At 73.6% G+C, this 22,466-nt stretch carries 23 protein-coding genes; 8 read left to right on the top strand and 15 right to left on the bottom strand.

Annotated features, from left to right (window positions below):
• The first annotated feature begins 148 nt into the window (after positions 1-148).
• Complete coding sequence (locus tag HF526_RS29185) at positions 149-3,358, top strand: AAA family ATPase (protein WP_169384801.1); 3,210 nt, start codon at positions 149-151, stop codon at positions 3,356-3,358.
• Between the two features lie 20 nt (positions 3,359-3,378).
• On the opposite strand, the gene HF526_RS29180 is transcribed toward HF526_RS29185, so the two are convergent.
• The 5 genes from HF526_RS29180 to HF526_RS37140 form a co-directional block, all read right to left on the bottom strand.
• Complete coding sequence (locus HF526_RS29180; RefSeq protein WP_169384800.1) at positions 3,379-3,873, bottom strand: MSMEG_0567/Sll0786 family nitrogen starvation N-acetyltransferase; 495 nt, start codon at positions 3,871-3,873, stop codon at positions 3,379-3,381.
• Complete coding sequence (locus HF526_RS29175; RefSeq protein ID WP_169384799.1) at positions 3,870-4,475, bottom strand: hypothetical protein; 606 nt, start codon at positions 4,473-4,475, stop codon at positions 3,870-3,872. Before HF526_RS29175 ends, HF526_RS29180 begins: the two co-directional genes overlap by 4 nt.
• A 159-nt stretch (positions 4,476-4,634) precedes the next feature.
• A complete protein-coding gene (locus HF526_RS29170) occupies positions 4,635-5,120 on the bottom strand; it encodes an MSMEG_0572/Sll0783 family nitrogen starvation response protein (protein ID WP_169384798.1) in 486 nt (161 codons plus the stop codon).
• 39 nt (positions 5,121-5,159) lie between these two features.
• Positions 5,160-5,420: a hypothetical protein gene (locus tag HF526_RS29165; protein WP_169384797.1), complete on the bottom strand. Its 261-nt coding sequence runs from the start codon at positions 5,418-5,420 to the stop codon at positions 5,160-5,162.
• A gap of 4 nt (positions 5,421-5,424) precedes the next feature.
• Positions 5,425-6,771 (bottom strand): FAD-dependent oxidoreductase, encoded by a 1,347-nt coding sequence (locus tag HF526_RS37140; RefSeq protein WP_169384796.1) that lies wholly within the window; start codon positions 6,769-6,771, stop codon positions 5,425-5,427.
• Positions 6,772-6,889: 118 nt separating this feature from the next.
• On the opposite strand from HF526_RS37140, the gene HF526_RS29155 reads away from it, so the two are divergent.
• Positions 6,890-7,453, top strand: coding sequence for a helix-turn-helix domain-containing protein (locus HF526_RS29155; protein WP_169384795.1), 564 nt, complete (start codon positions 6,890-6,892; stop codon positions 7,451-7,453).
• 155 nt (positions 7,454-7,608) lie between these two features.
• Here the strand turns inward: HF526_RS29155 and argH are convergent, their stop codons facing one another.
• The 6 genes from argH to HF526_RS29125 form a co-directional block, all read right to left on the bottom strand.
• Complete coding sequence (gene argH, locus HF526_RS29150) at positions 7,609-9,111, bottom strand: argininosuccinate lyase (protein WP_169384794.1); 1,503 nt, start codon at positions 9,109-9,111, stop codon at positions 7,609-7,611.
• A complete protein-coding gene (locus HF526_RS29145; protein ID WP_169384793.1) occupies positions 9,108-10,106 on the bottom strand; it encodes a 1-aminocyclopropane-1-carboxylate deaminase/D-cysteine desulfhydrase in 999 nt (332 codons plus the stop codon). The genes argH and HF526_RS29145 overlap by 4 nt, the downstream gene beginning before the upstream one ends.
• Positions 10,103-11,458 carry a class-II fumarase/aspartase family protein gene (locus HF526_RS29140; RefSeq protein ID WP_169384792.1) on the bottom strand — a complete coding sequence of 452 codons (1,356 nt, stop codon included), beginning with the start codon at positions 11,456-11,458 and terminating at the stop codon, positions 10,103-10,105. The genes HF526_RS29145 and HF526_RS29140 overlap by 4 nt, the downstream gene beginning before the upstream one ends.
• The gene (locus tag HF526_RS29135) at positions 11,443-12,375 is read right to left on the bottom strand and encodes an XcbA family protein (RefSeq protein ID WP_169384791.1); all 933 of its coding nucleotides are present in this window, start codon (positions 12,373-12,375) and stop codon (positions 11,443-11,445) included. The genes HF526_RS29140 and HF526_RS29135 overlap by 16 nt, the downstream gene beginning before the upstream one ends.
• On the bottom strand, positions 12,372-13,157 hold the full coding sequence (locus HF526_RS29130) for a phosphosulfolactate synthase (protein ID WP_169384790.1): 786 nt from the start codon (positions 13,155-13,157) through the stop codon (positions 12,372-12,374). The genes HF526_RS29135 and HF526_RS29130 overlap by 4 nt, the downstream gene beginning before the upstream one ends.
• 81 nt (positions 13,158-13,238) lie before the next feature.
• Entirely contained in the window at positions 13,239-13,595 is a 357-nt protein-coding gene (locus tag HF526_RS29125) for a hypothetical protein (protein ID WP_169384789.1), read from the bottom strand.
• 95 nt (positions 13,596-13,690) lie between these two features.
• Between HF526_RS29125 and HF526_RS29120 the strand changes: the two genes are divergently transcribed.
• On the top strand, positions 13,691-14,092 hold the full coding sequence (locus HF526_RS29120) for an OsmC family protein (RefSeq protein ID WP_169384788.1): 402 nt from the start codon (positions 13,691-13,693) through the stop codon (positions 14,090-14,092).
• Here HF526_RS29120 and larC read toward each other — a convergent pair.
• Genes larC through HF526_RS29100 form a run of 4 tightly spaced genes read right to left on the bottom strand, consistent with a single transcriptional unit; the run spans position 14,079 to position 17,686 of the window.
• Complete coding sequence (gene larC, locus HF526_RS29115; RefSeq protein ID WP_169384787.1) at positions 14,079-15,272, bottom strand: nickel pincer cofactor biosynthesis protein LarC; 1,194 nt, start codon at positions 15,270-15,272, stop codon at positions 14,079-14,081. The two genes, HF526_RS29120 and larC, sit on opposite strands and share 14 nt — an antisense overlap.
• Positions 15,269-15,949 (bottom strand): nickel pincer cofactor biosynthesis protein LarB, encoded by a 681-nt coding sequence (gene larB, locus HF526_RS29110; RefSeq protein WP_169384786.1) that lies wholly within the window; start codon positions 15,947-15,949, stop codon positions 15,269-15,271. The genes larC and larB overlap by 4 nt, the downstream gene beginning before the upstream one ends.
• Complete coding sequence (gene larE / locus HF526_RS29105; RefSeq protein WP_169384785.1) at positions 15,946-16,785, bottom strand: ATP-dependent sacrificial sulfur transferase LarE; 840 nt, start codon at positions 16,783-16,785, stop codon at positions 15,946-15,948. The genes larB and larE overlap by 4 nt, the downstream gene beginning before the upstream one ends.
• A gap of 55 nt (positions 16,786-16,840) precedes the next feature.
• Positions 16,841-17,686: a PaaI family thioesterase gene (locus HF526_RS29100; RefSeq protein ID WP_169384784.1), complete on the bottom strand. Its 846-nt coding sequence runs from the start codon at positions 17,684-17,686 to the stop codon at positions 16,841-16,843.
• A 75-nt stretch (positions 17,687-17,761) separates the two neighbouring features.
• Between HF526_RS29100 and HF526_RS29095 the strand changes: the two genes are divergently transcribed.
• The 5 genes from HF526_RS29095 (at position 17,762) to HF526_RS29075 (ending at position 22,448) form a co-directional block, all read left to right on the top strand.
• Positions 17,762-18,292, top strand: coding sequence for a gamma carbonic anhydrase family protein (locus tag HF526_RS29095; protein ID WP_169384783.1), 531 nt, complete (start codon positions 17,762-17,764; stop codon positions 18,290-18,292).
• A gap of 261 nt (positions 18,293-18,553) precedes the next feature.
• Positions 18,554-20,491 (top strand): LCP family glycopolymer transferase, encoded by a 1,938-nt coding sequence (locus HF526_RS37135; RefSeq protein WP_169384782.1) that lies wholly within the window; start codon positions 18,554-18,556, stop codon positions 20,489-20,491.
• Positions 20,492-20,530: 39 nt separating this feature from the next.
• Positions 20,531-21,004, top strand: coding sequence for a nuclear transport factor 2 family protein (locus HF526_RS29085; RefSeq protein ID WP_169384781.1), 474 nt, complete (start codon positions 20,531-20,533; stop codon positions 21,002-21,004).
• A gap of 106 nt (positions 21,005-21,110) precedes the next feature.
• Positions 21,111-21,422: an integration host factor, actinobacterial type gene (mihF, locus tag HF526_RS29080; protein WP_169384780.1), complete on the top strand. Its 312-nt coding sequence runs from the start codon at positions 21,111-21,113 to the stop codon at positions 21,420-21,422.
• 111 nt (positions 21,423-21,533) lie between these two features.
• Positions 21,534-22,448 carry an alpha/beta fold hydrolase gene (locus HF526_RS29075; protein WP_169384779.1) on the top strand — a complete coding sequence of 305 codons (915 nt, stop codon included), beginning with the start codon at positions 21,534-21,536 and terminating at the stop codon, positions 22,446-22,448.
• The last annotated feature ends 18 nt before the right edge of the window (positions 22,449-22,466 follow it).

The raw sequence follows: 22,466 nt of genomic DNA, 5'->3' as shown, positions 1-22,466 counted from the left end.
ACGCTGTCCTCCGGGAGTCAGGGCCACGGGCAGCCGAATTTACGATCAGAGACTGGGTTTTCACTATAGTAGATAGCGCAGGACGGACCAGCGCCGCTCGGCGTCCCGTCGGCCCAGCCGGGCCCCGCCCCCAGGTAGAGTCGCCCCGGTGAGCACGGCCCTGCGGCTACGCCTGCTCGGCCCTTTCACCGTCGAGGGCGAGTTGTCGGCACCCGTGCCGACCGGCAAGGCGCGACGGGCCCTTTCGGTGCTCGCGCAACGCCAGGGCGAGTTCGTCTCGGTCGGCACCCTCGTCGACGCGCTGTGGGAAGCCGATCCCCCCGAGCGGGCGGACCGCAACGTCGCCGCGCTGATCAGCCGGCTGCGCCGGGCCCTGGGCCGCGACCGCATCGACGGTTCCGCGGCCGGGTACCGGCTCGTGCCCGACAACCTCACCATCGACCTGCACGAGGCCGCCGACCTGGTGGAGACCGCCGAGTTCGAGCTCGCGCACGGCCGTTTCGCGCTGGCCTCGACGAGCGCCGAGCACGCCGCGAAGCTGCTCGACGCGGACGTCGCGCTGGCCGGCGAGCACGACGACCGGTGGGTCGACGAGCTGCGCCGCTCGGTCCGCCGGTGGCTGCGCCGGGCCCGGATCTGCTGGAGCTCCGCCGCGCTGGAGCTGCAGGCCTACGACACGGCGGTGGAGGTGGCCTCCGCGGCGCTGCACGACGACCCGTTCGACGAACAGGCCTGCCGCACGGTGATGCTCGGCCACCAGCGGGCCGGCCGCTCCGGAGCGGCGCTGATCGCCTACCGGACGCTGCGGCTGGCGATGGCCGAGCAGCTCGGCAGCGACCCCTCCCCGGTCACCCAGTCGCTGTTCCTGTCCGTGCTGCGCTCGGAGAGCACGACCGCGCCGGGCCACCCCACCCGCCAGCCCGCCGCCGAACCCGTCGACGCCGATGAGCGGGCGCCGCTCATCGGACGCGACACCGAGCTCACCGCGCTGCGCGAGCTGTGGGCCGGTGCCGCCGCCGAACGCCCCGCGATGGCCGTCGTCGCGGGTGAGGCCGGCATCGGCAAGAGCGCGCTGGTGTCGGCGTTCGCCGCCGAGCCGCGCCGGACCGGCGGCCTGGTGCTCACCGTCGGTTGCTTCGAGGCCGAACGGTCGCTGTACCTGCAGCCGCTCGTCGAGGCCACCCGGACCGTGATCCATCGGATGAGCGCTGCGGAGATCCGCGAGCTGGCCGGAACCCGGCTGGGCACGCTGGCCGAACTGATCCCCGAACTCGTCGACGTCGTCGGCGAGGTCCCGTACGCCCGCGCCGGGCCCGAGCTGGAGCACCGGCGCAGTCTCGACGCGCTGGCCGGGTTCTTCGTGCGGCTGTCCGCGCGCCAGCCGGTACTGCTGGTCATCGAGGACATGCAGCACGCCGGACAGTCCACTGTAGAGGCCCTGCACCTGCTGGCCGGGCACTGGGAGGGCAGCCGCTCGATGGTGGTGCTCACCGAGCGGACCTCGGAGGACCCGCCGGTCACCGGCATCCTGCGGGACGTCGCGGTGTGGTTCGACCTCGGCCCGCTGTCCCGGGACGACGTCGAGGCGCTCGTGCGGCGCTCCGGCCGGGCCTACGACGCCGATCGGCTCTACTCATGGACCGGCGGCTCGCCGCTGTTCCTCACCGAGCTGCTCAGCCACCCGGCACACGACCCCGCGGCCCGGGCCGAGGGCATCGCCGTCACCGTGCCGCGGTCGCTGCACGAGGCCGTCGCCGAACGCATCGCGCACGCCGGCGAGGACGTCGCGCTGCTGCTCGCCCAGGGCGCGGTACTGGGCAGCACGTTCTCCCTCGACGACGTGACCGCGCTCAGCGGGCTCGACGTCGAGGACTGCGCCCGCCGGGCCAGCCGTGCGCTGCGCGCCGGACTGCTCGTGGCCCAGGGCGAGAGCTTCCGGTTCGCCAACGACATCGTCCGCCAGGTCGCCTACGAGTCCGTGCCCGAGCCGGTCCGGATCAGCCGGCACCGGCGAGCGGCCAAGCTGCTGACGAACCGGCCGGAGGCCGCGGCCGGGCACCTCGCCGCGGCCAAGGACTGGGCCGCCGCGGCCCGGGCCTGGCTGATCGCCGCCCACGCCGCACACCTGGCGTTCGCCAACACCGACTCCGAGGAGCTGCTCGGGCAGGCCATCGACGCGGCCCGCAAATCCGGCGACGACGCCCAGCTCGTCGTCGCCCTGCTGCGCCGCGGCCAGGCCCGCTCCGACCTGGGCCGGCACGCGGACGCCCGGGCCGACCACGAGGCGGCTCTGGCCCTGGCCCGTGACCTCGGCGACTCCGAACTCGAGGCCAGGGTGCTCGAGCAGCTGGGCTGGGCCGCCCTGTACGCGCGCGACGCGCTCGTCGCCGTCGACCTCGCCGAGCAGGCCACCGAGCTGGCCGAGTCGGCCGCCGCAGCACCCGGGGCGCTGCCCAGCGCCACGCTGCTGCTCGGCCGGGTGCGGCACTGGGACGGCGACTACGCCGGCGCCGGCGCCGCCTACGAGAAGGTGCTCGCCGCCGAACCCGGGGAGACCACGACGGCGCTGGCGCTGGCCTACCGCGGCGCGCTGCTGCAGCACCAGGACCGGTTCGCCGAGGCCAAGGCCGTGCTGGCCCGGGCCGCGGTGCTGTGCCGGCGTACGGGTGAGTTCCGTCCACTGCTGCAGACGCTGTTCTTCACCGCGCTGGCCCGCGGCGACTCCGGCGACTTCGCCGGCGCGCTGCGCGCGCTCGACAACGCCCGCCGGCTCATCGACGCCGACAAGGTCAGCTTCTACCGGGCCGGGATCGAGACCACCACGTCGTGGATCTGGCAGGAACTGGGCCAGGTGGAGCGGGCCCGCGAGCACGCCGTGGCCGCGGTCGACCTGGCCCGCCGCGGTGGCGGCGCACTGGAGCTCGAGCAGGAGCTGCACGCGCTGCTCGCCGTGGCCGACTGCGACCTGCTGCTCGGCCGCGACGACGACGCCGCCGCCGCGGTGGAGGCCGCCGCCCCGATGCTCGACCGGTCACTGCCGTTCCGGCCGCGCGCGGCGATGCGGCTGCTGGAGATGCGGGCGCGCTGGGAACCCGAGCAGGCCGAGGCGCTGCTCGAGCAGGCCCGCAGGTACTCGTCGTCGAAGTACGAGGCGCTGGCGCTGAGCCGGCTGGGCCGGGTCGAGGAGGCGGCGACGATGGCGGCCGCCACCGGGTCCGACCTGCTCGTCGGGCAGCTGGGGGCGCCGGCGGCGCGGCGGGCAGCGGTCGGCCGGATCGCCGACGCGCTGCCCACCGAGCTGCGGGAGTCGTTCGGCGCGCACGGCCGGCTGCTGTTGCCACCGCCGCGCACGGCCTGACGGCGGCGCTCCGGCGGAGTTCAGCCCAGGGCCGCAGCGGCCTGCAGGTCGATGTCCATCAGCAGGTGCGGGCGCCCGACGTAGAGCTCCGGCTCGCCGCGGCGGGTCCAGCCGAGCCTGCGGAAGAACGTCTCGTTGGCCGGCTGCACGTGCGCGATCATGCGCCGCCCGCCGCGGGCGGCAGCGGTGGCCACGGCGAAGCGGACCAGCGGGCCGCCGAGCCCGGAGGTGCGGGAGCCGGGGAGCACGGCGAGCCGGTCGCCCTGCCAGTCGCCGGTCGGGTCGCCGTCGGCGGCCAGCGGGAACAGCCGGACGGTGCCCGCGGGCACCCCGTCGACCAGCCCGAGCACGTGCAGCGTGCGCGGGTCGGCGTCGTGTGCGTCGTCGTCGCTGGCCTCGAAGACACCCTGCTCGGCGACGAACACGGCGCGGCGGATCTCGTGGTGGGCCGCCAGGTCGGCGGCGTCGCGCACCAACAGGCAGCCGTTGCGCACGGTCTCGGGGATGGCGGTCATGACAACTCCGCCGACGGCCCGACACGGCCTGCTTCGACGTCGGCGCGGCAGCAGCGGTACTCGGCCAGCCAGTCCTCGCGCTCGGCGAACGACCGGGACTGCACGTTGTGCTGCCCGTCGGCCGCGTCGAGGATCACGTCGATGCGGTACCAGTCCTCACCGGACCAGGGGTCCACGGTCGCCTCCAGCAGCGTCCCGGACGGGATGTGCAGCTCGACGAGCCTGCCGTCGTTCAGCGCGGTGGGGCGCTCCGGTCCGGCGAGCACGACCCACGGGCGGCCGGCGGCGCGAGCCGTCTCGATGGCCTCGGCGCGGCGGCGGCGCTCCTTCTCGGCCGACATCTCCCGGTCAGCCATGCCGCACGCGACCGCGACCAGCAGGTCGGCGGGGATCACGGTCCCGCCGGGGCAGGCGGCGGCGAGCAGCTCGTCGGGGGCGGCTTCGGCGGCGATCAACTGCTGGGTGTCGGTGCAGCGACGGCGCAGCTCGGCCACGACGGCCTGGATGGCGGCGATGCCGCGCTGGTAGGAGGACGGGTCGGAGATCAGGGTCGGGTAGAGACGGTCTTCGGCGGCCCGCCAGAGGCTGCGGGCGCGGGCCACGGCTGGCTCCACGGCGGGTGAGAACGATCCGGCGTCTTGAGCCTGCACGGCTTACTCCTGTGTTGCGAAAGCCCGAACGGGAACGGGCGGGCGGGTCCCCGGTGTAACGCTGAGACCCGCCCGCCCATTACCGCGTTCGGATGTGAAACCGCTGGAACGTCAGAGGGTCCAGGTCTGCATGACCAGGGCGCCCTCACGACGGGCGGTCAGGTTGCAGTCGAGGACGTCGAGCGGGTGCATCGGGATGACGCCCTCGATGAGGTCGGTCTCCCGCATGCCGTACAGCGCAGCCATGGCGAAGCGGCAGGCGTAGACCTTGCCGCCCTCCTTCATGAAGGTCTTGAGCTGGTTGTTGTACGCCATGTGACCCGGGAAGCCCTCGGCACCGACGGTCGGGAAACCGCGGGTGGCCGACGCCATCAGCACGCCGGGGCCGTAGAGCACCAGGCTGGTGTCGAAGCCCTTCCGGTTGATGCGCGTGCAGGTGAGCATGTTGACCAGGCCGACCGAGCCCTCGTAGGGCACGGTGTGCATGAAGATGTAGGCCTTCTCACCCGGGTTGGCCTGGATGTCCTCGAAGAGCTTCTCTTCGTAGTCGACGATGGCGTCGCCCTCTTGTGCCCGCTGACCGACGATCTGAGCCACGATGGGTTCTCCTTTGTGGGTTGGTGTGCTGGTCGAGGGTCAGACCGCTGGGCCCTGTGGGCGCGGCGGCGGTGCCCACGTCTTTCGGTGGCTGCCCGGCATGGCCTTCATGATCTTGCTCCGAAGTGACCACGGCAGCAGGTTGTACGTCGGGGCGAAGACCTTCAGCCAGAAGATCTCCTTCGCACCCTTCGGCGGCCGGGGCGCCGGCGCCCCCTGCTTCTGCGCCAGCTTGTGGTGCGCCGCGACGAGCAGGTAGTGCTCGGAGTTGTTCCGAAGCCACCCGAAGAAGGAGGACACCGGCTCAGCCCTTCTTCGACTCGGCGACGCCGTTGGTGGCGGCGACGACGATCGGCTCGTTGAGCGCGCCGATGGCCGGCGAGTAGACGTTCTCCATCGTCGACAGGTCGTGCAGCGTCATGCCGAAGCGGATCGCCTGGGCGAGGAAGTCGGCGCGCTCCTTGATGCCCTCACCACCGCCGACCATCTGGGCGCCGATCAGCCGCAGCGTGCCGGGCTCGGCCAGCAGCTTGACCCGCACCGGCTGCACGCCCGGGTAGTAGCGGGCGCGGGAGATGCCCTGCGCCTCGCCCTTCACGTACGGGATGCCCAGCGCGGTGGCCGTGGTCTCGCCGAACGAGGCGCCACCGATGACCCACTTGCCGGCCGGCGTGCCCCACGGCACGTAGACCGCGCTGTACGCCCGGTTCCCGCCGCCGGCGTTGGTGCCGGCCGTCTTGCCCTGCGCGTAGGCGTGCGAGCCGGTGAGGCCCTGCAGCGGGGTGCGGGTGAGGCCGTGCGGGATCTCGACGGCGTCACCGGCAGCCCAGACGTTGGGCGCCGAGGTCTTCATCCGCTCGTCGACGATGATCCCGCCCGTCGAGCCGAGCTTGATGCCGGCGGCCTCGGCGAGTGCGTTGTTGGGCGTCTTGTGGGTGGCGATCACGACCAGGTCGGCGTCGATCTCACCCTCGGAGGTCTTGACCGCACGGACCTTGCCGTTGTCGTCGCCCAGGAATGCCTCGAGCGTGGTGTTGAAGTGCAGGTGCGCACCCATCTCCCGCCAGGACTCCTCGACCGGCGCCATGATGTCCGGGTCGGCCATCATCGCCAGCGCGTACGGGTTGGGGTCGATCAGGTGGGTCTCGATGCCGCGGTGCACCAGGGCGGAGACCATCTCCAGGCCCAGCGGGCCCGCCTCGACGATCACCGCCTTCTTCGTCTCGGCGATGACCTTGTCCCACTCCATCGCCTTGCGGATGTTCTTGACGTAGTACAGGCCCTCGAGGTCACCGCCGGGCACACCCGGGTCGGCGTAGTTCCACCCGGTGGCGATGATCAGGTTGTCGTAGGAGACCGTGCCCTCGCCGGCCACCGTGACCGTCTTGGCGGCGGTGTCGATCGCCGTCACCTCGGTCTCGTAGTGGACGTCGATGCCGGCGTCGACGTAGGCCTGCTTGCCCGCGAGGAACAGCCGCTCGAAGTCGGGGATCTCGCCGCCGTGGACGTAGGGGATGCCGCACGGGCTGTAGGCGACGTCCTCGAACTGCGTGTATACGACGACTTCCGCGCTCGGATCAGCGGCCTTGACCCCGCCCGCGGAGCCGAGACCGGCCGCTCCCCCACCGATGATCACTGTCTTGCGCGGCACGTCGGAACCTTCTTCCACCGTCTATGCTGGGCCTACGAGTCGTTATCCACTATCGTGGGAGCGATTTTTACCATACTCAACGGGCTCAGGCTGTCAAATCCCGAGCCGAGGAGAGCGCGTGGCACTTCCCCGGCGGTCCGACACCATGCGTTGGGAGCTCGTGGTCGACGCGATCGGGCCCAAGGTGCGGGCCCTGCGCCGGGAGCGCGGCATGACCCTGCAGCAGCTCGCACATGCCGCCGACGTCTCGGCCGCCGCGGTGCACAAGGTGGAGCGCGGCGAGATGGTCCCGACGATCACCACCCTGCTCAAGATCGCCGGCGCGCTCGGCACGCCGATCGGGCACTTCGTCTCCGAGGACGCCCCCGCCGCGCCGCTGGCCGTGCACACCCGGGCGATCGACCCGCGGGCCGCCCGCGTGACGATCACCGGATCAGGCGGCGTGTTTCGCACGTCCGGTTCCGTGAGCCGGGTCGAGCCCGGTGCCCACGACGGCACGCGCCGGACGGGCGAGTGCCTGGTCGTCGTGCTGACCGGCAGCCTCTCGTTCGAGATCGGCGACGAGGTCTACGCGGTCGGCGCGGGCGAGTCGCTGCACTTCCCCACCCACGTCGACCACCGCTGGACCAACCTCGGGCCCGCGCCGGTGCAGGCGATCTGGGTCACCGTCCCGGACGCCTGAGCCCGGAGTTCGTTCCACGCGCACTGCGCGGTTCTCAGCGCGGTTCTCAGCGCGGTTCTCAGCGCGGTTCTCAGCGCGGTTCTCAGCGCGGTTCTCAGCGCGGTTCTCAGCGCGGTTCTCAGCGCGGTTCTCAGCGCGGTTCTCAGCGCGGTCCACTACGCGCCGACGACGTGCCGCGCGGTCCGCAGCAGGTCCTCCTCGGCCCGGTCGAACGCGGCCGTGCGCGCATCGGCGTCGGCGCCCAGCGCGTCCAGGGTCTTGCGCAGCCCGCTCACCATGTCCGCCAGGGCCGCCGGGGCGGCGCCGCCCTCGGCCTGCCGGGAGGCCACGATCTGACGCGGGTCCAGCACGTCCGACAGGTCGACACCCGACAGCCCCCAGGAGTGGCCGGTGTGCGCTAGCGCCGCGTCGTCGATCATTTCGCCGGTGATCTCGGCTCCCGGGATGCCGGCCCGCGCCGCAGCCCGGACGGTGTTGCCCACCACCACGTACGCGGTGCGGTAGTCCACCCCGAGGCGCTGCACCAGGTGCTCGGCGAGGTCGGTGGCCTGGGTGTAGCCGCGCTCGAGCTCCTCCCGCATCCGGTCCGGGTTCACCCGCAGGGTGCGCACGACCCCGCTCATCAGCCGGGTGATGCGCAGGCTCAGATCCAGAGCGCGCGGCACCTCGCCGTAGGCGAAGATGAGGTTGTCGCTGCGCGCCGACGGGCTCTTGGTCACGGCGAGGAAGCCGGTCAGCCGCCCGATCACCACGCCGGACGCGCCGCGCACGATCGCCAGCGCGTACGGGTTGCGCTTCTGCGGCATCAGGATGCTCGACCGGGTGTAGGCATCGGCCAGGTCGACGAAGTCGAACTCCGACGAGGAGAAGATCTCCAGGTCCTCGGCCAGCTTGGAGAAGTTGGACAGCAGGCTGGCGGCCGTCGCCAGGATGTGGATCAGTCCGTCGACCTGCCACATCGCGTCGCGGGTGTGCGGGATGACACGGGGGAAGCCCAGCGCCGACGCGATCGGGCCGCGGTCCTCCAGCAGCCGGGTCCCGTTGACGCAGCCCGCGCCGCCCGGGCTGGAGTCCACCCAGTCGAGCTCGTCGAGCAGCCGGCGCGCGTCGCGCACCGTGGAGTACACGAACGACAGCAGGTAGTGGCCGAACGTGGAGGGCTGCGCCTGCTGCAGGTAGGTCTGGTCGGGCAACAGGGTCTCGGCGTGCTCCTCGGCCGTCGCGGTGGCGTCCCGGGCGAAGGCCACCGACTCCGTGACCAGCTCGGTGAGCTGGCGGCGCAGGTGCAGCCGCAGCGCCACCCGGGCGGCCTCCCGGCGCGGGCGCCCGGCGTGCAGCCAGCCCGCCACGTCGCCGATCTCGGAGACGAAGTAGTGCTCGCGGGAGTTGTAGGGCTCGCCGTGCGACGGGTCGTACGGGAAGTCCTCCGGTGCGATCTCGGTGACGTCCAGCAGCAGCGCCAGCAGCTTGCGGCCGGCCTCGTCGGGGACGATGCCGCGCCGGCCGAGGTCGAGCACGTGCGCGATGTCGGCCAGGTTCAGCCCGCGGTGCAGGAAGCTCGCGTCGGCGTTCTCCAGCGCGAAACCGGAGTCGATCAGCTCCGGGGCGGGGCCGCTCTGCGGGAACCCCTCGGGGCGGGTGCGCCGGGCGCTGGTCATCGCGGTCCTTTCATGATCGTTGAGACGGCGGGCACCAGCCCACCGGTGTGCCACCACAGGACCGGTCCGGGCGGGTCGGCGAGCAGCCGGTCGACGGCGGCGGAGAACGCCTCGGCCCCGTAGGTCTCGTCGAGCAGCAGCCCCTCGGTGTGCAACGCGAGCCGGGCCCGTTCCCGTTCGAGCGCCGAGGCTACGCCGAAGCCGGGCCCGCGGGCGTCGAGCAGCTCGAGCCGGTCCGGGCGGGGCGCGGGGGTACCGAGGATCGTGGCGCACGCGCGGGCCAGCAGGTCGACCCGCGGGCCGATCTCGGCGGGCGGCCGACTGACCGAGACGCCGAGCACCGGCACGTCGAGCCCGACGGCGGCGAGCCCGGCGAGCAACCCGGCGCAGCTGCCACCGGAGCCGACCGGCAGCACGATCAGCGCGGGCTGCTCGGCCGGATCCCGGTCGGCCAGCTGGGCCGCCAGCTCGGCGGCGGCCACCGCGAACCCGACCGCGCCGAGCCCTGTCGAACCGCCCCGCGGGACGGCGAACGCCCGGCACCCCTGGGCGGCGAGCTCGTCGGCACGGGCCACGACCAGTTCGTCGACGGCCTCGCGGACGTCCCCGCCGGTGGGCACCAGGCGCGCGCCCGCGGCGGCGGCCAGCGCGAGGTTGGGAGCGCCCTGCGGGTCGCCCCACACCAGCAGCTCGCACTCCATCCCGGCGACCCGGGCGGCCTGCGCGGCAGCCGCGCAGAAGTTCGATCCGGGCCCGCCGCCGGTGATGAACACGTCGGCGGCGTGCTCCCGGGCGGCGCCCATCAGGAACTCCAGCGGCCGGGTCTTGTTTCCGGCGACGCCGAACCCGATCAGGTCGTCGCGCTTGACCAGCAACGGGCCGCAGCCCAGCGCCCGTTCCAGATGCACGGCGCGCACCACTGGAGTGGGGAGCACGGCCAGCGGGAAGCGCGGGATCGCCGCGCCGAGGTCGTTCGCCACGTGCGAGCCGCTCAACTCCACTGCTCCGGCTCGGTGGCCCGCGCGGCGCGGGCCCGGGCCAGCACGGTGTCGACCATCCCGGCGGCCGCGTCGATCGCGGACGCCCGGCCCCACCCGCGGACCTCCTCCGCGGTGGCCAGCCCGCGCGCCACGAGCCCCTCGGACAGCTCCACCCCGTCCTCGCGCAACACCTCGTGCAACGCCTGCTGCGCGCGGTGCTTGCCGATCTTCGCCGAGAGTCCGGCGAGCACCCGCTCGGAGCCCAGCCCGGGACCGAACCGGTCGACCGTGCGGGCCATCGCCTCCGGGTGCACCTCCAACCCCTCGACGAGCGTCCGGCCGAGCCGCAGCGCCACACCGGCGAGCTGGCAGACCTCGGGCAGCGCGATCCACTCGGCCTTCCACGCCCGGCCGTCGCGCTCGTGCCCGGCGACCATGCCCTCGACGAGCACCGCGGCCGACGAGCGGGCCAGCCGGGCGAGGGTGTCGAGGTGCTCGCTGCCCTCGGGATTGCGCTTGTGCGGCATCGTGATGCTCGAGACCGCGCCGGGGGACGCCGCCTCGGCCAGCTCCCCGATCTCCGGGCGGGCCAGCTCGTACACCTCGGTGCCGATCCGGGCCAGGGTGCCGGTGGCCATGGCCAGCACGGTGCCGAACTCGGCGATCCGGTCCCGGGCGGTGAGCCAGGAGATCCCCGGGTCGGCCAGGCCGACCTCGGCACAGAACCGGGCCCGCAGTTCGGGACCGTCCGCGCCGAAGAAGGCCAGCGCGCCGACCGCCCCGCCGAGTTGGCCGACCAGCCAGCGGTCGCGGCCGTCGCGCAGTCGCTCGATGTGCCGGCGCACCTCGTCGGCCCAGGACGCGACCTTGAACCCGAACGTGATCGGGGCGCCGGGCTGGCCGTGGGTACGCCCGGCCATCACGGTGTCCCGGTGGGTCTGCGCCAGGTCCAGCAGCGACGCCTCCAGCGCACGCAGGTCGCGGTACGCGATGGCCCCGACCTCGCGCATGACCACGCCGAACCAGGTGTCGGTGACGTCCTGCACGGTCGCACCGACGTAGACGTGCTCGCGCACGTCCGGCGGCAGCACCTGCAGCAGCCCGCGGATCAGCCCCAGGGTCGAGTGCGACGTGAGCCGGGTCTGCTCGGCGACGTAGTCGAGGTCGAGGGCGTCGACCTTGGCCGCGGCGGTGATCGCCTCGGCCGACGCCGCTGCGACGATGCCCAGCGTCGCCTGGGCCCGGGCCAGCCCCGCGAGGATGTCCAACCAGGACTGCAGCATGGCCCGCTCGTCGAAGACGGTGGCCAGTTCCGGGGTGCCCCACAGGTGGGCGTAGAGCGTGGACGAGCTCAGACGGGTTCCCATACCGGGTCCTCCTGCGCGACCAACAGGGCCAGCGCCTCGCGGATGTGGTCGAGCGACGAGCCCCAGGGCACACTCACCCAGCCGTCACCGGATTCGACGTGCTCCTCCTGCAGACAGCACTTGGTGAGCGTGAAACCGCCACCCGGGGTCACGTCCCCGGCCTCGCGGAGCGCGCGCTTCGGGCAGAAGTCCACGGTGGGCGGATCATCGCCGTAGAACCAGCGGTGGATCTGCTGCGACCGGGCACAGCCCAGCAGAGTCCACTCCGCGCGGTCCGGGTGCTCATCCAGATAGGACACCGTCGCGCCGGGGACCTCGCCGCCCGAGCCGCGGCAGGGCAGCAGGTAGTGCTCGTCCGGCTGCCGGGCCGCGAGGTCCGACAGCTCGGTCAGTTCGCCGGCCAGCTCGATCGGCGGCAGGCTCTCGGTGACGGCGATGACCCGGCGAGCCTGGTCGAGCAGCTTCGCCGGCTCCGGCGGCACGACCTCGCGGACGACGATCCGCAGCGGGCGCGGGTTGATGATGAAGTTGACGTGCGCGTAGCGCCCCTGCACGACGACCGCCTGCACCCCGGGCGCCTTCTCCCGGGCCACCGCGGCGAGCACGGACGGGATACCGGTGTCGGCCTCGGGGTCGACGACGTAGGCGCACTCGTCCGGCCCGGCCAGCAGTTCGACCCCGACCACCGGAGAGAACAGCTCGACGTCGGAGGCCCGGGTGACGTGCAGCAGCGCCACCGGCCCGGGCTCGGTCGAGTAGCGCGCCACCACGAACCGGGTGCGCCGATAGGCGTCACGGCCCATGAGGTGCTCGCGCAGCGACGGCTCGTCGAGCGGGACACCCGCGGGCACCGTGGTCACCGAGACCCCGCGGTAGCGGTTCGGGATGAAATTGGGACCGACGTGCACGGAGGTCACGCCAGTTCCGATTCCGGGGCGTCCCGGCGGTCCACGGCGGCCGTGTCCGAGCGCAGCCCGAGCCGCAGCGTCTCCACCGAGAGCGTGTCGGACAGCGCGACGTTGCCCAAGTTGACGTCCGGGCCGAACCGGCGGATGAACCACGCCTGCTGCGCCGAGCGCGGCGCCTCGAACACCACCCGCTCGACGCCGACCGCGGAGACCACTGCCTCGACCACGTCGGGCCGCACCCGGCCGGCGTCGTCGAACGTGCCGACGGTACCGCTCTGCCGCCCCTCGGTGACCACCAGCGTGGCGCCGGCGTCGAGGTCGGAGCGGCACTCGACGGGCCAGTGCCGGGCGGCGAGCTGCTCGCCGGGTGACTTGGCGCCGACCTCCGCCAGTACCGTGAAGTGCCGGCTGGCCCGGGCGATCAGGGCGCGCTTCTCCGCCAGACTCATCGCGACGGTGCCCCGGGAGACCTCGACGTGACCGAAGCCCACGTCACGGGCCCAGGCCAGGCACTCGGCGGCACGACCCTGGGCCCAGGCGATCTCCAGCAGCGTCCCGCCGAGGCAGGCGGCGATGTCGTGCTCGGCGAGCAGCGCGAGCTTCGCCTCGAGCGCGGTGTCCACATAGGCCGTGCCCCAGCCGACCTTCCAGATGTCGATGTGCGCCGCCGCCGACTCCAGGAGGTCGGCGGTGGCACCGCGGCCCGCGCCCGGGTCGATGACGTGGGTCAGCCCGACCACCCGCGGCTTCGCCGAGCGGGGTGGAAGATCGAGAAAAGCAGCGGCAGGCACAGAGAAAACCCTAGTTCACATAGTAAATCGACATCTACTATCGGAGACGTGTCCTCGCCTACTGCACGGTACCCACCACGGTCAGCTCCGGACGAAGTCGATCACGCTGGCGAGGCTCGGCCCGACCCCTTCGGGGGGCGGGCCCGCGGCACCGCGGCCGACGATGTCGAGGGCGAGGCTGAACGCCCGCTCGGCTCGCTCGGGGAAGGTCCAGCTGTGCAGCTCGGCGAACCGGAACCACGCGTCCGGCCCCAGCACCGGCGTGTCGGAGTAGTCCAGTTCGTGCCACGTCACCGCCAGCTCGAGCAGCGCGAGCAGCTCCTCGAGGTCGGTGTCGATCGTGAGCAGGCGGTCGTGGTGCGCCGGATAACGGGCAGCCGCCGGGCACTCACCCCGGCACGTCATCAGGCGGATGGGTGCGTGGGCCACGGTCGTCATCGACGGCTCCCGGGAAAGACGTACTGGCTTGTGACGACCGCCACCATGCACTACGCCGGTTGCACCGGTGTTGCAACCGCCGAGAAGGGGACCCGATGGGTGTAAGTGAACGCACGGTGGAGGCCCGCTGGGCCGGTGGACTGAGGGCCGTGGTGGACGCCGGCGGCTTCGAGGTCGTGGCCGACGAACCGGCCTCGGTGGGCGGCACCGGGACGGGCCCGCAGCCCACCGAGCTGCTCCTCGCCTCGATCGCGTCGTGCTTCACCCTCGCGCTGGCCTACAGCGCGAAGAAGCGTGACGTCGAGCTCTCCGGCCTGCGGGTCGAGGTCACCGGTCGCTACGACGGGCCGCGGTTCGACGCGTTCCGGATCGTCGTGCACACCACATCGCCGCGCGGCGAGGACCTGGCGACGCTGATCAAGGCGGCGGAACGGGTCTGCTACGTCACCCGGACGCTGTCCCAGGCGCCGGAGATCGAGATCGTCACAGCGAACTGAGCCCCGCGTCCGGATCCACCGGGACCGCGCGCAGCGCCCACTCCGCGACCGCCCGCAGCGGCAGCCCCATGGCTGCCGCTGCGGCGGCCACGTCGTCGTGCTCGGGCTTGCTCCCCCACGGGCCGCGCTTGATCCGCACCGGATGCCCGTGCAGCAGCACGGTCGCGGTGTGCCGGGGCAGGGCCAGCCGGTCGACGACGGTGCGACGCAGGCCCAGGCTGCCGGTCTCGCGCAGCACGATCCCCTCGCAGGCGGTGGCCAGTTCGGGCGCGGCCAGCACGTGCACGGTGTGCGCGGGCCGCGACTTCTTCATCACGATCGGCGTGATCCACGCGTCCGCCGCGCCCGCCGCGAGCAACCGCTCGACCAGATGCCCCAGCACCTCGCCGGACACATCGTCGACATTGGACTCCACGAGGATCATCGGCGTACTCGGGACCGGGCCGGTGCCGAGCAGGCCCTGCAGCACGTTCGGTTGCCCCGGGATCTCGCGCCCACCGGCGCCGTACCCCGTGGCGTGCACCGTCATCGCCGGTACCGGGCCGAACCGGGCGCCGGCAGCCAGCAACAGCGCGATCCCGGTCGGGGTGACCGTCTCCCCGGCCGACCCGGCCGAGGTCACCGGGACGCCGCCCGCCGCGAGCAATGCCGCGGTGGCCGGAGCGGGCAGCGGCAGGATCCCGTGCCGGGTCTGCACGGTCCCGCTGCCCAGCGCCAGCGGGCCGCAGTACACCTCGCGCACACCGAGCAGGTGCAGCGCCGCCGCGACGCCGACGGTGTCCACGACCGTGTCCACGCCGCCGATCTCGTGCAGGTGCACCTGCTCGGCCGGCACCCCGTGCAACCGGCCCTCGACCTCGGCGATCGCCCGCACCGCCGTGGCGGCGAGCTCGGCGACCGGGGCGGGCCGGGCCCGGCCGATCATGTCCAGCAGTTCGGCCGCGCGCCGCTCGGTCGCGGTGTCGCGCACCGTGACCCGGGCCCGGGTGGCGACCAGGGCCCCCCGCGGCGCGGTCTCGGCGGTGAGTTCCCAGCCGGTCAGCCCGGTGCCGGCGACGGCCTCGCGCACGCCGTCGAGTGGGGCGCCGAGGTCGAGCAGGGTGCCCAGCAGCATGTCCCCGGAGATCCCGCTGAACGGGTTGAGCCAGAGGACCTCCGAGCTCTCCGCAGGCCGCGTCATCGCCTGCTCCGCAGCGCGATGCGGTGCGCCGCCATCGCGGCGCCGAACCCGGAGTCGATGTTGACCACACTGATTCCCGCCGCGCACGAGGACAACATCGCAAGCAACGCGGTCACCCCCTCGAAGGTCGCGCCGTAACCCACCGACGTCGGCACCGCGATCACCGGGCAGCCGACCAGACCGCCGACGACGCTGGGCAGCGCGCCCTCCATCCCGGCGACGCAGACGACGGCGTCGGCCGCGGCGAGCTCGTCGCGCACCGCGAGCAGCCGGTGCAGCCCGGCCACCCCGACGTCGCGGAGCCGGTTCACCTGCAGCCCGACGGCCTCGGCCACCGCGGCGGCCTCGGCCGCGACCGGGCCGTCCGAGGTACCCGCCGACACCACCGCGAGCCGGAACGCCCGCGGCTGCGCCCGCCGCCAGGTCAGCAGCCGCGCCTGCTCGTCGTGCTCGGCGCCGGGAACCGCGGCGCGCACCTGTTCCGCGACGCCTGCCTCGATCCGGGTGGCCAGCACCGGGCCGGTGTTGGCCCGCAGCAGGCTCGCCACGACACCGGCCACCTGCTCGGCGGTCTTGCCCGGCCCGTAGACGACCTCGGGCAGGCCCAGCCGGGCCTCCCGGTCGGTGTCGGGTCGTGCGAAGCCGAGATCGTCGAAGCCCGGCCCTGCGGCGCTCACGGAGTCGTCACGGCTGGCAGCCCGAGCAGGACGTTCATCCGGCCGCTGCGGAAGCCCTGCAGGTCCAGCGCGCAGAACTCGAAGCCGGCGCCGCGCACCGCGGCGTCGAGTTCCAGGCGCAGCTCCCCCGCCCGGGCCAGCTCGTCGGCCGGCAGTTCGAGGCGGGCCACCGTGCCTGCGGCGTGGCTGCGCACCCGGCAGACCTCGAAGCCGAGGCGCTTCACCGCCGCTTCGGCGGCATCGATCCGGGCCAGCACCCCGGCGGTGACCGGGTCCCCGTAGGCGACCCGCGAGGACAGGCACGCCGCGGCCGGCTTGTCCGCGGTGGACAGTCCGAGCCGCGTGCTGATCCGGCGGACGTCGGCCTTGGTCAGGCCCACGTCGACCAGCGGGGCGATCGCACCGCGTGCGGCGGCTGCCCGCTGGCCCGGCCGGTGGTCCCCTAGATCGTCCACATTGGTGCCCAGCGCGATGGCGGCACCGGACAGTTCGGCGAGCGGCACCAGCGCGTCGAGCAGCGCGCTCTTGCAGTGGAAGCAACGGTCACCGGCGTTGGCCACGTACTCGGGCCGGTCCAGCTCGTCGGTGGCGACCTCGACGTGCGCGATGCCCCGGCTTCGGGCGAACTCCTTCGCGGCCAGGCGCTCGGCCCGGGGCAGGCTCGCCGACACCGCGGTCACGGCCACCGCGGCCGGCCCGAGCACCTCGGCGGCCACCGCGGCCACGAGCGCGGAATCGGCCCCGCCGGAGAACGCGACGAGCAGCCGCTGCTCACGGCGCAGGCGTTCCCGAAGGTTCCGCAGCAGCCCGTCGACCGTCCTGTCGACCGCCGCCATGCACTCATCTCCTCACACCGGGCCCGTGTCGCCATCCACTTTAGTGAAAGATTCTCTACCCGGTCAGCGTTCCATAGGCGCTGGTCAGCAGCCTGCCGTCGGCCGAGGTCACGGTCGCGGCGGCGATCGTCACCCGGCGCCCGTGCCGCTCGACGGTGGCGCGCAGCACGAGCCGGGCACCGTCGACCGGGATCGGCCGGTGGTAGACGACGGTGAGATCGGCCGGCGTCGGTCTCATCGTCGCGGAGCCGGCGCCGACCGATCCGGCGGCCGCGGTCAGCCCCAGGTCGGCGAGCGCGACGTGCATGCCGCCGTGCACGACGCCGTACTGATTGGCCAGCCGCGGCCCCGGGACCAGGCTCAGCGCGACCTCGCCCGGTGTGACCCGTTCCTCCCGGACCTCCAGCAGCTCCGCGAGCGTCCCGGCACGCGGCCCATCGCCGGCCTCGCCGGCGGCGTCGCCCGGGGCACTGTCCGCCTCCGGCACCACGGCGAAACGGGCAGTGGCCACGGCCAGCAGCGCGCCGTCCGAGGCCCGCAGCGTGGAGCGGCCGAGCGCGAAGTCGGAGCCGACGTCGAGCACCTCGCCGCGCGCCGTGACCAGGTCACCGGGGCACAGCGGCGCCCCGGCGGCGTCCAGCCGGATGTTGACGGTGCGGCAGCCGCGGTCCGCGGGGAGCGCCAGCAGCAGCGGACGGCCCGCGGTCGCGTCGGCCAACGTGCCCAGCCAGCCCAGTGACAGCGGCGGGGCACCGGCCGCGGGGCTCGGCAACCGTACGACCCCCTCGGACCAGCCCGGCCCGAGACCGGTGATCCGCATGTCGGCCAGCACCTCGGCCGGCATCCGGTGCCGCAGGTCGAAGACCCGCCCGGTGGAGTTCTGCGCGTGCACAGCCGCCATCGTCCCTTACCCGTCGGTAACATGCGGAGACGGGCCTACCGCGACGCCGCACGGGCCCCCGGCGAGAGGACAGCGATGGCCGACCAGCCTGCCGTGGTCGAGTTCCACGGAGCGCGCCCCGACGCCCACCCCGAATCCTGGACCGCTCCAGGCGCAACCCTGATCGGCCGCGTCGCGCTCGGCCCGGCGTCCAGCGTCTGGTACGGCTGCGTGCTCCGCGCCGACATGGACTCGATCACCATCGGAGCCCGCAGCAACATCCAGGACGGCACCGTCGTCCACGCCGACCCCGGCTTCCCGGTCACCGTGGGCGAGCGGGTCAGCGTCGGACACCGCGCGGTGCTGCACGGCTGCACGATCGCCGACGACGTGCTCGTCGGGATGGGCGCCGTCGTGCTCAACGGCGCGGTGCTCGGCGCGGGATCGCTCGTCGCCGCCGGCGCGGTCGTCCTCGAGGGCACCACGGTGCCGCCGGGATCGCTGGTCGCGGGCGTGCCCGCCAAGGTGCGCCGCCCTCTCACCGACGACGAGCGCGCCGCGACCGTGCGCAACGCCGAGGCCTACTGCGCGCTGGCGGCGGCCCACGCCGAGGCGACAGCCGGCTGACCCCGTCACCCCGGGCCGGCGTGACGCTGCCGGGTCTGCGTCGCAGACGTGGTAACTGCCAGTAGGCTCCCGGCGATTTGACCATCGACGACCGAAATGACGTAAGAAGGGTGGCCCGCGGTGGACCTCGACGATCCCCGCGGCACGGACCACCGCCACCGCAGAGCGACGCCCCCGCCGCCGCGACAGCCCTGGCCCCGCCGTGCCGAGCGGGAACAGACCCAGCACGCGGCCCCCGAGCAACCCCGGCAGATGCACCCCGTGACCCAGCGGCCCGACCGTCCGGCGCCGCCGCCGTGGGAGCGCCGGTCCGAACGCACCGTCCCCGTCCCCCGTGACGCCCGCCGCCCGCGCGACCCGCAACGCCGCCGGCCGGTGGATCGGCCCGCTCCGGCCGACGACCCGCCCCGTCGGGGTCAGGCCCGCAGCGCCCCGATCCCGAGCGCCCCGACCCGCGTCGGCCAGGCCTGGGGCGCCCCGGCCCGCGTCGACCCGGTCCACGGCGCCCCCGCCCGCGTCACCGGCCGCCCGCGCGATGCCCGGCCCCCGCAGGCCGCCGCGCCGGTCGCGGGCGACGCCACCGAGCGGACCCAACCGGTGGGCAAGGCCCCCGGCCGCGCCGGGGCCGCGCGGGAGAAGACCGCGGGCGAGGGCCGACACGGCACCACGAGCCGCCTCCCGGCGAACCGCCGCCGGCCGCCCGCCCCGGGAGGCCGGCCCCGGCGCCGCCGGCTCGGTCCGGCCCTCGCGACCACCGCGGCGGCCACCGCGCTGCCGGGGCTCGGCCACCTCATCCTGCGCCGGCACCGCACCGGCGGGCTCATCCTCGGCGCGTTCCTGATCGGTGTCGTCTCGCTCGCCGTGGCGCTGCTGACCATGGGCCGTTCGGACCTGCTGGAGACCGTGTTGTCGACCCGCTTCCTCGGGGTCGCCGCGGTGCTGAGCCTGCTCGCCGCGTCCGCCTGGATCACGGTGATCGTGCGCACCTATCTGCTCGCGAAGCCGACCCGGATGGACACCGGCCGCAGACTCCTCGGCGCAGGCGTGGTCACCGCGTTGTGCCTGGTGATCGCGGTGCCGTTCGGGCTGGCGGCAGAGGTGGCGAACTCCCAGCGCAACCTGCTCAACACCCTGTTCCGGGGTGGCGGCACATCGGCTGCCGACGCCATCAAGCAGCCCCGGCTCAACGTGCTGCTGCTCGGCAGCGACGCCGGCCCGGACCGCACCGGCGCCCGGACCGACACGATGATGGTCGCGAGCATCGACACCCGGACGTCGAAGACCCTGCTGTTCAGCCTGCCGCGCAACATCCAGCGCGCCCAGTTCCCGCCCGGCTCGGCAATGGCCGAGAAGTTCCCGGACGGCTTCCACGACCCCAGCGACCCGCTGTCGGGCAACTACCTGCTCAACGCGGTCTACGCCTACGCGCACGAGAACCCGGCCGTCGCCCCGAGCGGCCCCACCCCGGACCCGGGCATCAACCTGCTCAGCTCGTCGATCACGTACATGCTCGGGCTGCCGCTGGACTACTACCTCGAGGTCAACATGGCCGGCTTCTCGTCGATCATCGACGCGGTCGGGGGGGTGTCGGTGGACGTCGGCCCCGTCCCGATTCCGATCAACGGGGTCACTGCCGACGGCCGGCACGTCAGGCCCAGCGGGTACATCCAGCCCGGTCGCCAGGAGCTCGACGGCGAGGAAGCGCTCTGGTTCGCCCGGTCGCGCCGGGACTCCACCGACTACGACCGGATGAGCCGGCAACGCTGCCTGATCCAGGCCGTCCTGAACCAGAAGAGCCCGGCCGACCTGCTCACCAACTTCCAGTCCGTCGCCACCGCGGCGACGGACAACATCACGACCAACATCCCGCAGGACATCCTGCCCAAGCTGGTGTCGCTCGCCGGCGAGGGCGGCGGGCTGCACCTGCAGAGCGTCGCGTTCGACCCGAGCCTGCCCGACCCGAACCAGCGGGACGGGCAGTTCAACACCGCGCGGCCCGACCCCACCTACATGCGCTCGGTGGCCGAGGCGGCGATCGCGGGCAGGCCGCTGGTCGGCACGCCGACCACACCGACCAGCACCCCGTGGGCCACCGCGCGCCGCGCCGCCGGCCCGACCGCGACACCCGCGCCCACGACCCCGCCACCGTCCGCGACGCCCACGTCGCTGGCCGACAGCTGCGCACCGCAGACGCCCTGATCACTGGCCCGCGCGGGTGCGCACTGCTGTACTGGCGGGGTGACCCCGGGCATCCAGGTCCTGATGCGCGAGATCGAGCAGGCCTGGGACGGCTTCTGCCGCAACATCTACGAGTGCGGCGACGTGGACGCGGCAATGGCGGCTGCGGGGTCGTCGGTGTCCCTGGTCAACATCCCGGTGGGGACGGGCGGGGCGGACCGCGACGCGGTGCGTGACTATCTCGCCCACTCGCTGGTCCCGCACCTGCCGGAGGGCCTCACCCGCACCCGGGTCTCGCGGACGGTGGACCGGTTCCGCCTGGTGGAGGAGACTCGGGTGGCGTTCACCCACGACCGCGAGCTGCCGTGGCTGCTGCCGGGCCTCGCCCCGACGCACCGCCGCGCCGAGGTTCTGGCCATCACGATCGCGCTGTTCCGGCAGGGCAAACTCGCATCGGCGCGGACGCTGTGGGACCACATGGGGCTGCTCGAACAGCTCACGCCGGCGTCCACAAAGGGCTCGGAACCGCTGTGAACAGGGGGTTCTCCGCGCGTCGCTGAGCGGCTCTGCCAGGCTGTGCGGCGAAGATGACCGGCGGACCCACCCGAACGGGTGAGCGCAGGAGAAAGGAGCACGAACGATGGCACTGCCCACGCTGACCCCCGAACAGCGCCAGGAGGCGCTCAAGAAGGCGGCTGCCGCCCGCACCGCTCGCAAGGAACTGCGCGACGCGATCGCCCGCGGCGAGCAGACCATTCCCGCGGTGCTGGACCGGGCCAAGTCCGACACCATCGTCGGGAAGACCAAGGTCGCCGACCTGCTGAAGAGCCTGCCCGGCTACGGCCCGGCCAAGGTGAGCGCGCTGCTGGAGCAGACCGGCATCGACGCGTCGCGCCGCGCGGCCGGCCTGGGCGAGCGTCAGCGCCAGGCGCTGCTCGACGCCCTGAAGTGAGCCGGCGCCCGGTCCGGCGAGGCTCCGCCGGACCGGGCGGCCCGGTCTCGGACATCTGCGGACGCCAACGCCGATTCGACACATCTTGATCGTGGTTGGCAGTCTGTCCGGGTGGAACGCTACGTCGACGTCGCCCCCGGGGTCCGGCTCTGGGCCGAGGACATCGCCCCGCACGCCGACGCCACCGAAGACCGCACAGCCTCCGCCGAGCCGCTACTGCTGGTGATGGGCGCCAACGCCTCCGGCGTTGCCTGGCCCGACCCCCTGATCGCCCGGCTCGCCGAACGTCATCGGGTCATCCGCTACGACCATCGCGACACCGGCCGCTCGACCTGGGCCTTCGACGAGCACCCCTACGCCATCAGCGATCTCGGAGGCGATGCGATCGCCGTCCTGGACGCGTTCGGCGTCGAGCGCGCGCACGTGGTCGGGATGTCCATGGGCGGCGTACTCGTCCAGTTGCTGCTGCTCGACCACCCCGACCGGCTGCTGTCCGCGACCGTGCTGTGCACGACTGCCCTCGGCTCGGGCCTCGCCGCGGGCGACCCGGCCGACGCCGCGCCCGTCCTCCCCGATCCCGACCCGGCGCTGCTCGCGCTGTGGCAGGAGATGGACCGCCCCCGCGATCGCGACGCCGAGATCGCGTGGCGGGTCGAGCACTGGCGGCTGCTGAACGGCAGCGGCACCCCGTTCGACGCCGAGGAGTTCCGGGCGCTGGAAGAACGGGTCGTCGCCCACGCCGGCCGGCACGACAACCCCGCCGCCCATGCCCGGGCCGCCCGGACCGGGCTGGACCGCGGCGCCGAACTGGCCGAGGTCGAGGTTCCGACGCTGGTCATCGAGGCGCCGGAGGACCCGATCAATCCGCCGCCGCATTCGGGTCACCTGTCCCGCGCGATCGGCGGGGGCCGACTGGTCCGGGTGCCGGGCATGGGACACGCGCTCAACTCGACCGTGATCGAGCCGGTCGCCGCCGCGATCCTCACCCAGACCGCCGCTGCAGGCACCGCCGCCGCACCATCCTGACCCCGCCCGCCGCCCCTC

This window comes from Pseudonocardia acidicola, assembly GCF_012911935.1.
In the GTDB taxonomy this organism is placed as follows: Bacteria; Actinomycetota; Actinomycetes; order Mycobacteriales; family Pseudonocardiaceae; genus Pseudonocardia; species Pseudonocardia acidicola.
Note: the sequence above shows the minus strand (reverse complement) of the source record. Positions and strands in the feature narration are given on the sequence as shown.

Coding starts and splice junctions, on each gene's coding strand:
- mihF (WP_169384780.1), top strand. CDS start 21,111: ATGGCACTGCCCACGCTGACCCCCGAACAGCGCCAGGAGGCGCTCAAG.
- HF526_RS29100 (WP_169384784.1), bottom strand. CDS start 17,686: ATGGCGGCTGTGCACGCGCAGAACTCCACCGGGCGGGTCTTCGACCTG.
- larC (WP_169384787.1), bottom strand. CDS start 15,272: ATGACGCGGCCTGCGGAGAGCTCGGAGGTCCTCTGGCTCAACCCGTTC.
- HF526_RS29120 (WP_169384788.1), top strand. CDS start 13,691: ATGGGTGTAAGTGAACGCACGGTGGAGGCCCGCTGGGCCGGTGGACTG.
- HF526_RS29140 (WP_169384792.1), bottom strand. CDS start 11,458: ATGGGAACCCGTCTGAGCTCGTCCACGCTCTACGCCCACCTGTGGGGC.
- HF526_RS29180 (WP_169384800.1), bottom strand. CDS start 3,873: ATGACCGCCATCCCCGAGACCGTGCGCAACGGCTGCCTGTTGGTGCGC.
- larE (WP_169384785.1), bottom strand. CDS start 16,785: ATGGCGGCGGTCGACAGGACGGTCGACGGGCTGCTGCGGAACCTTCGG.
- HF526_RS29125 (WP_169384789.1), bottom strand. CDS start 13,595: ATGACGACCGTGGCCCACGCACCCATCCGCCTGATGACGTGCCGGGGT.
- argH (WP_169384794.1), bottom strand. CDS start 9,111: ATGACCAGCGCCCGGCGCACCCGCCCCGAGGGGTTCCCGCAGAGCGGC.
- HF526_RS29095 (WP_169384783.1), top strand. CDS start 17,762: ATGGCCGACCAGCCTGCCGTGGTCGAGTTCCACGGAGCGCGCCCCGAC.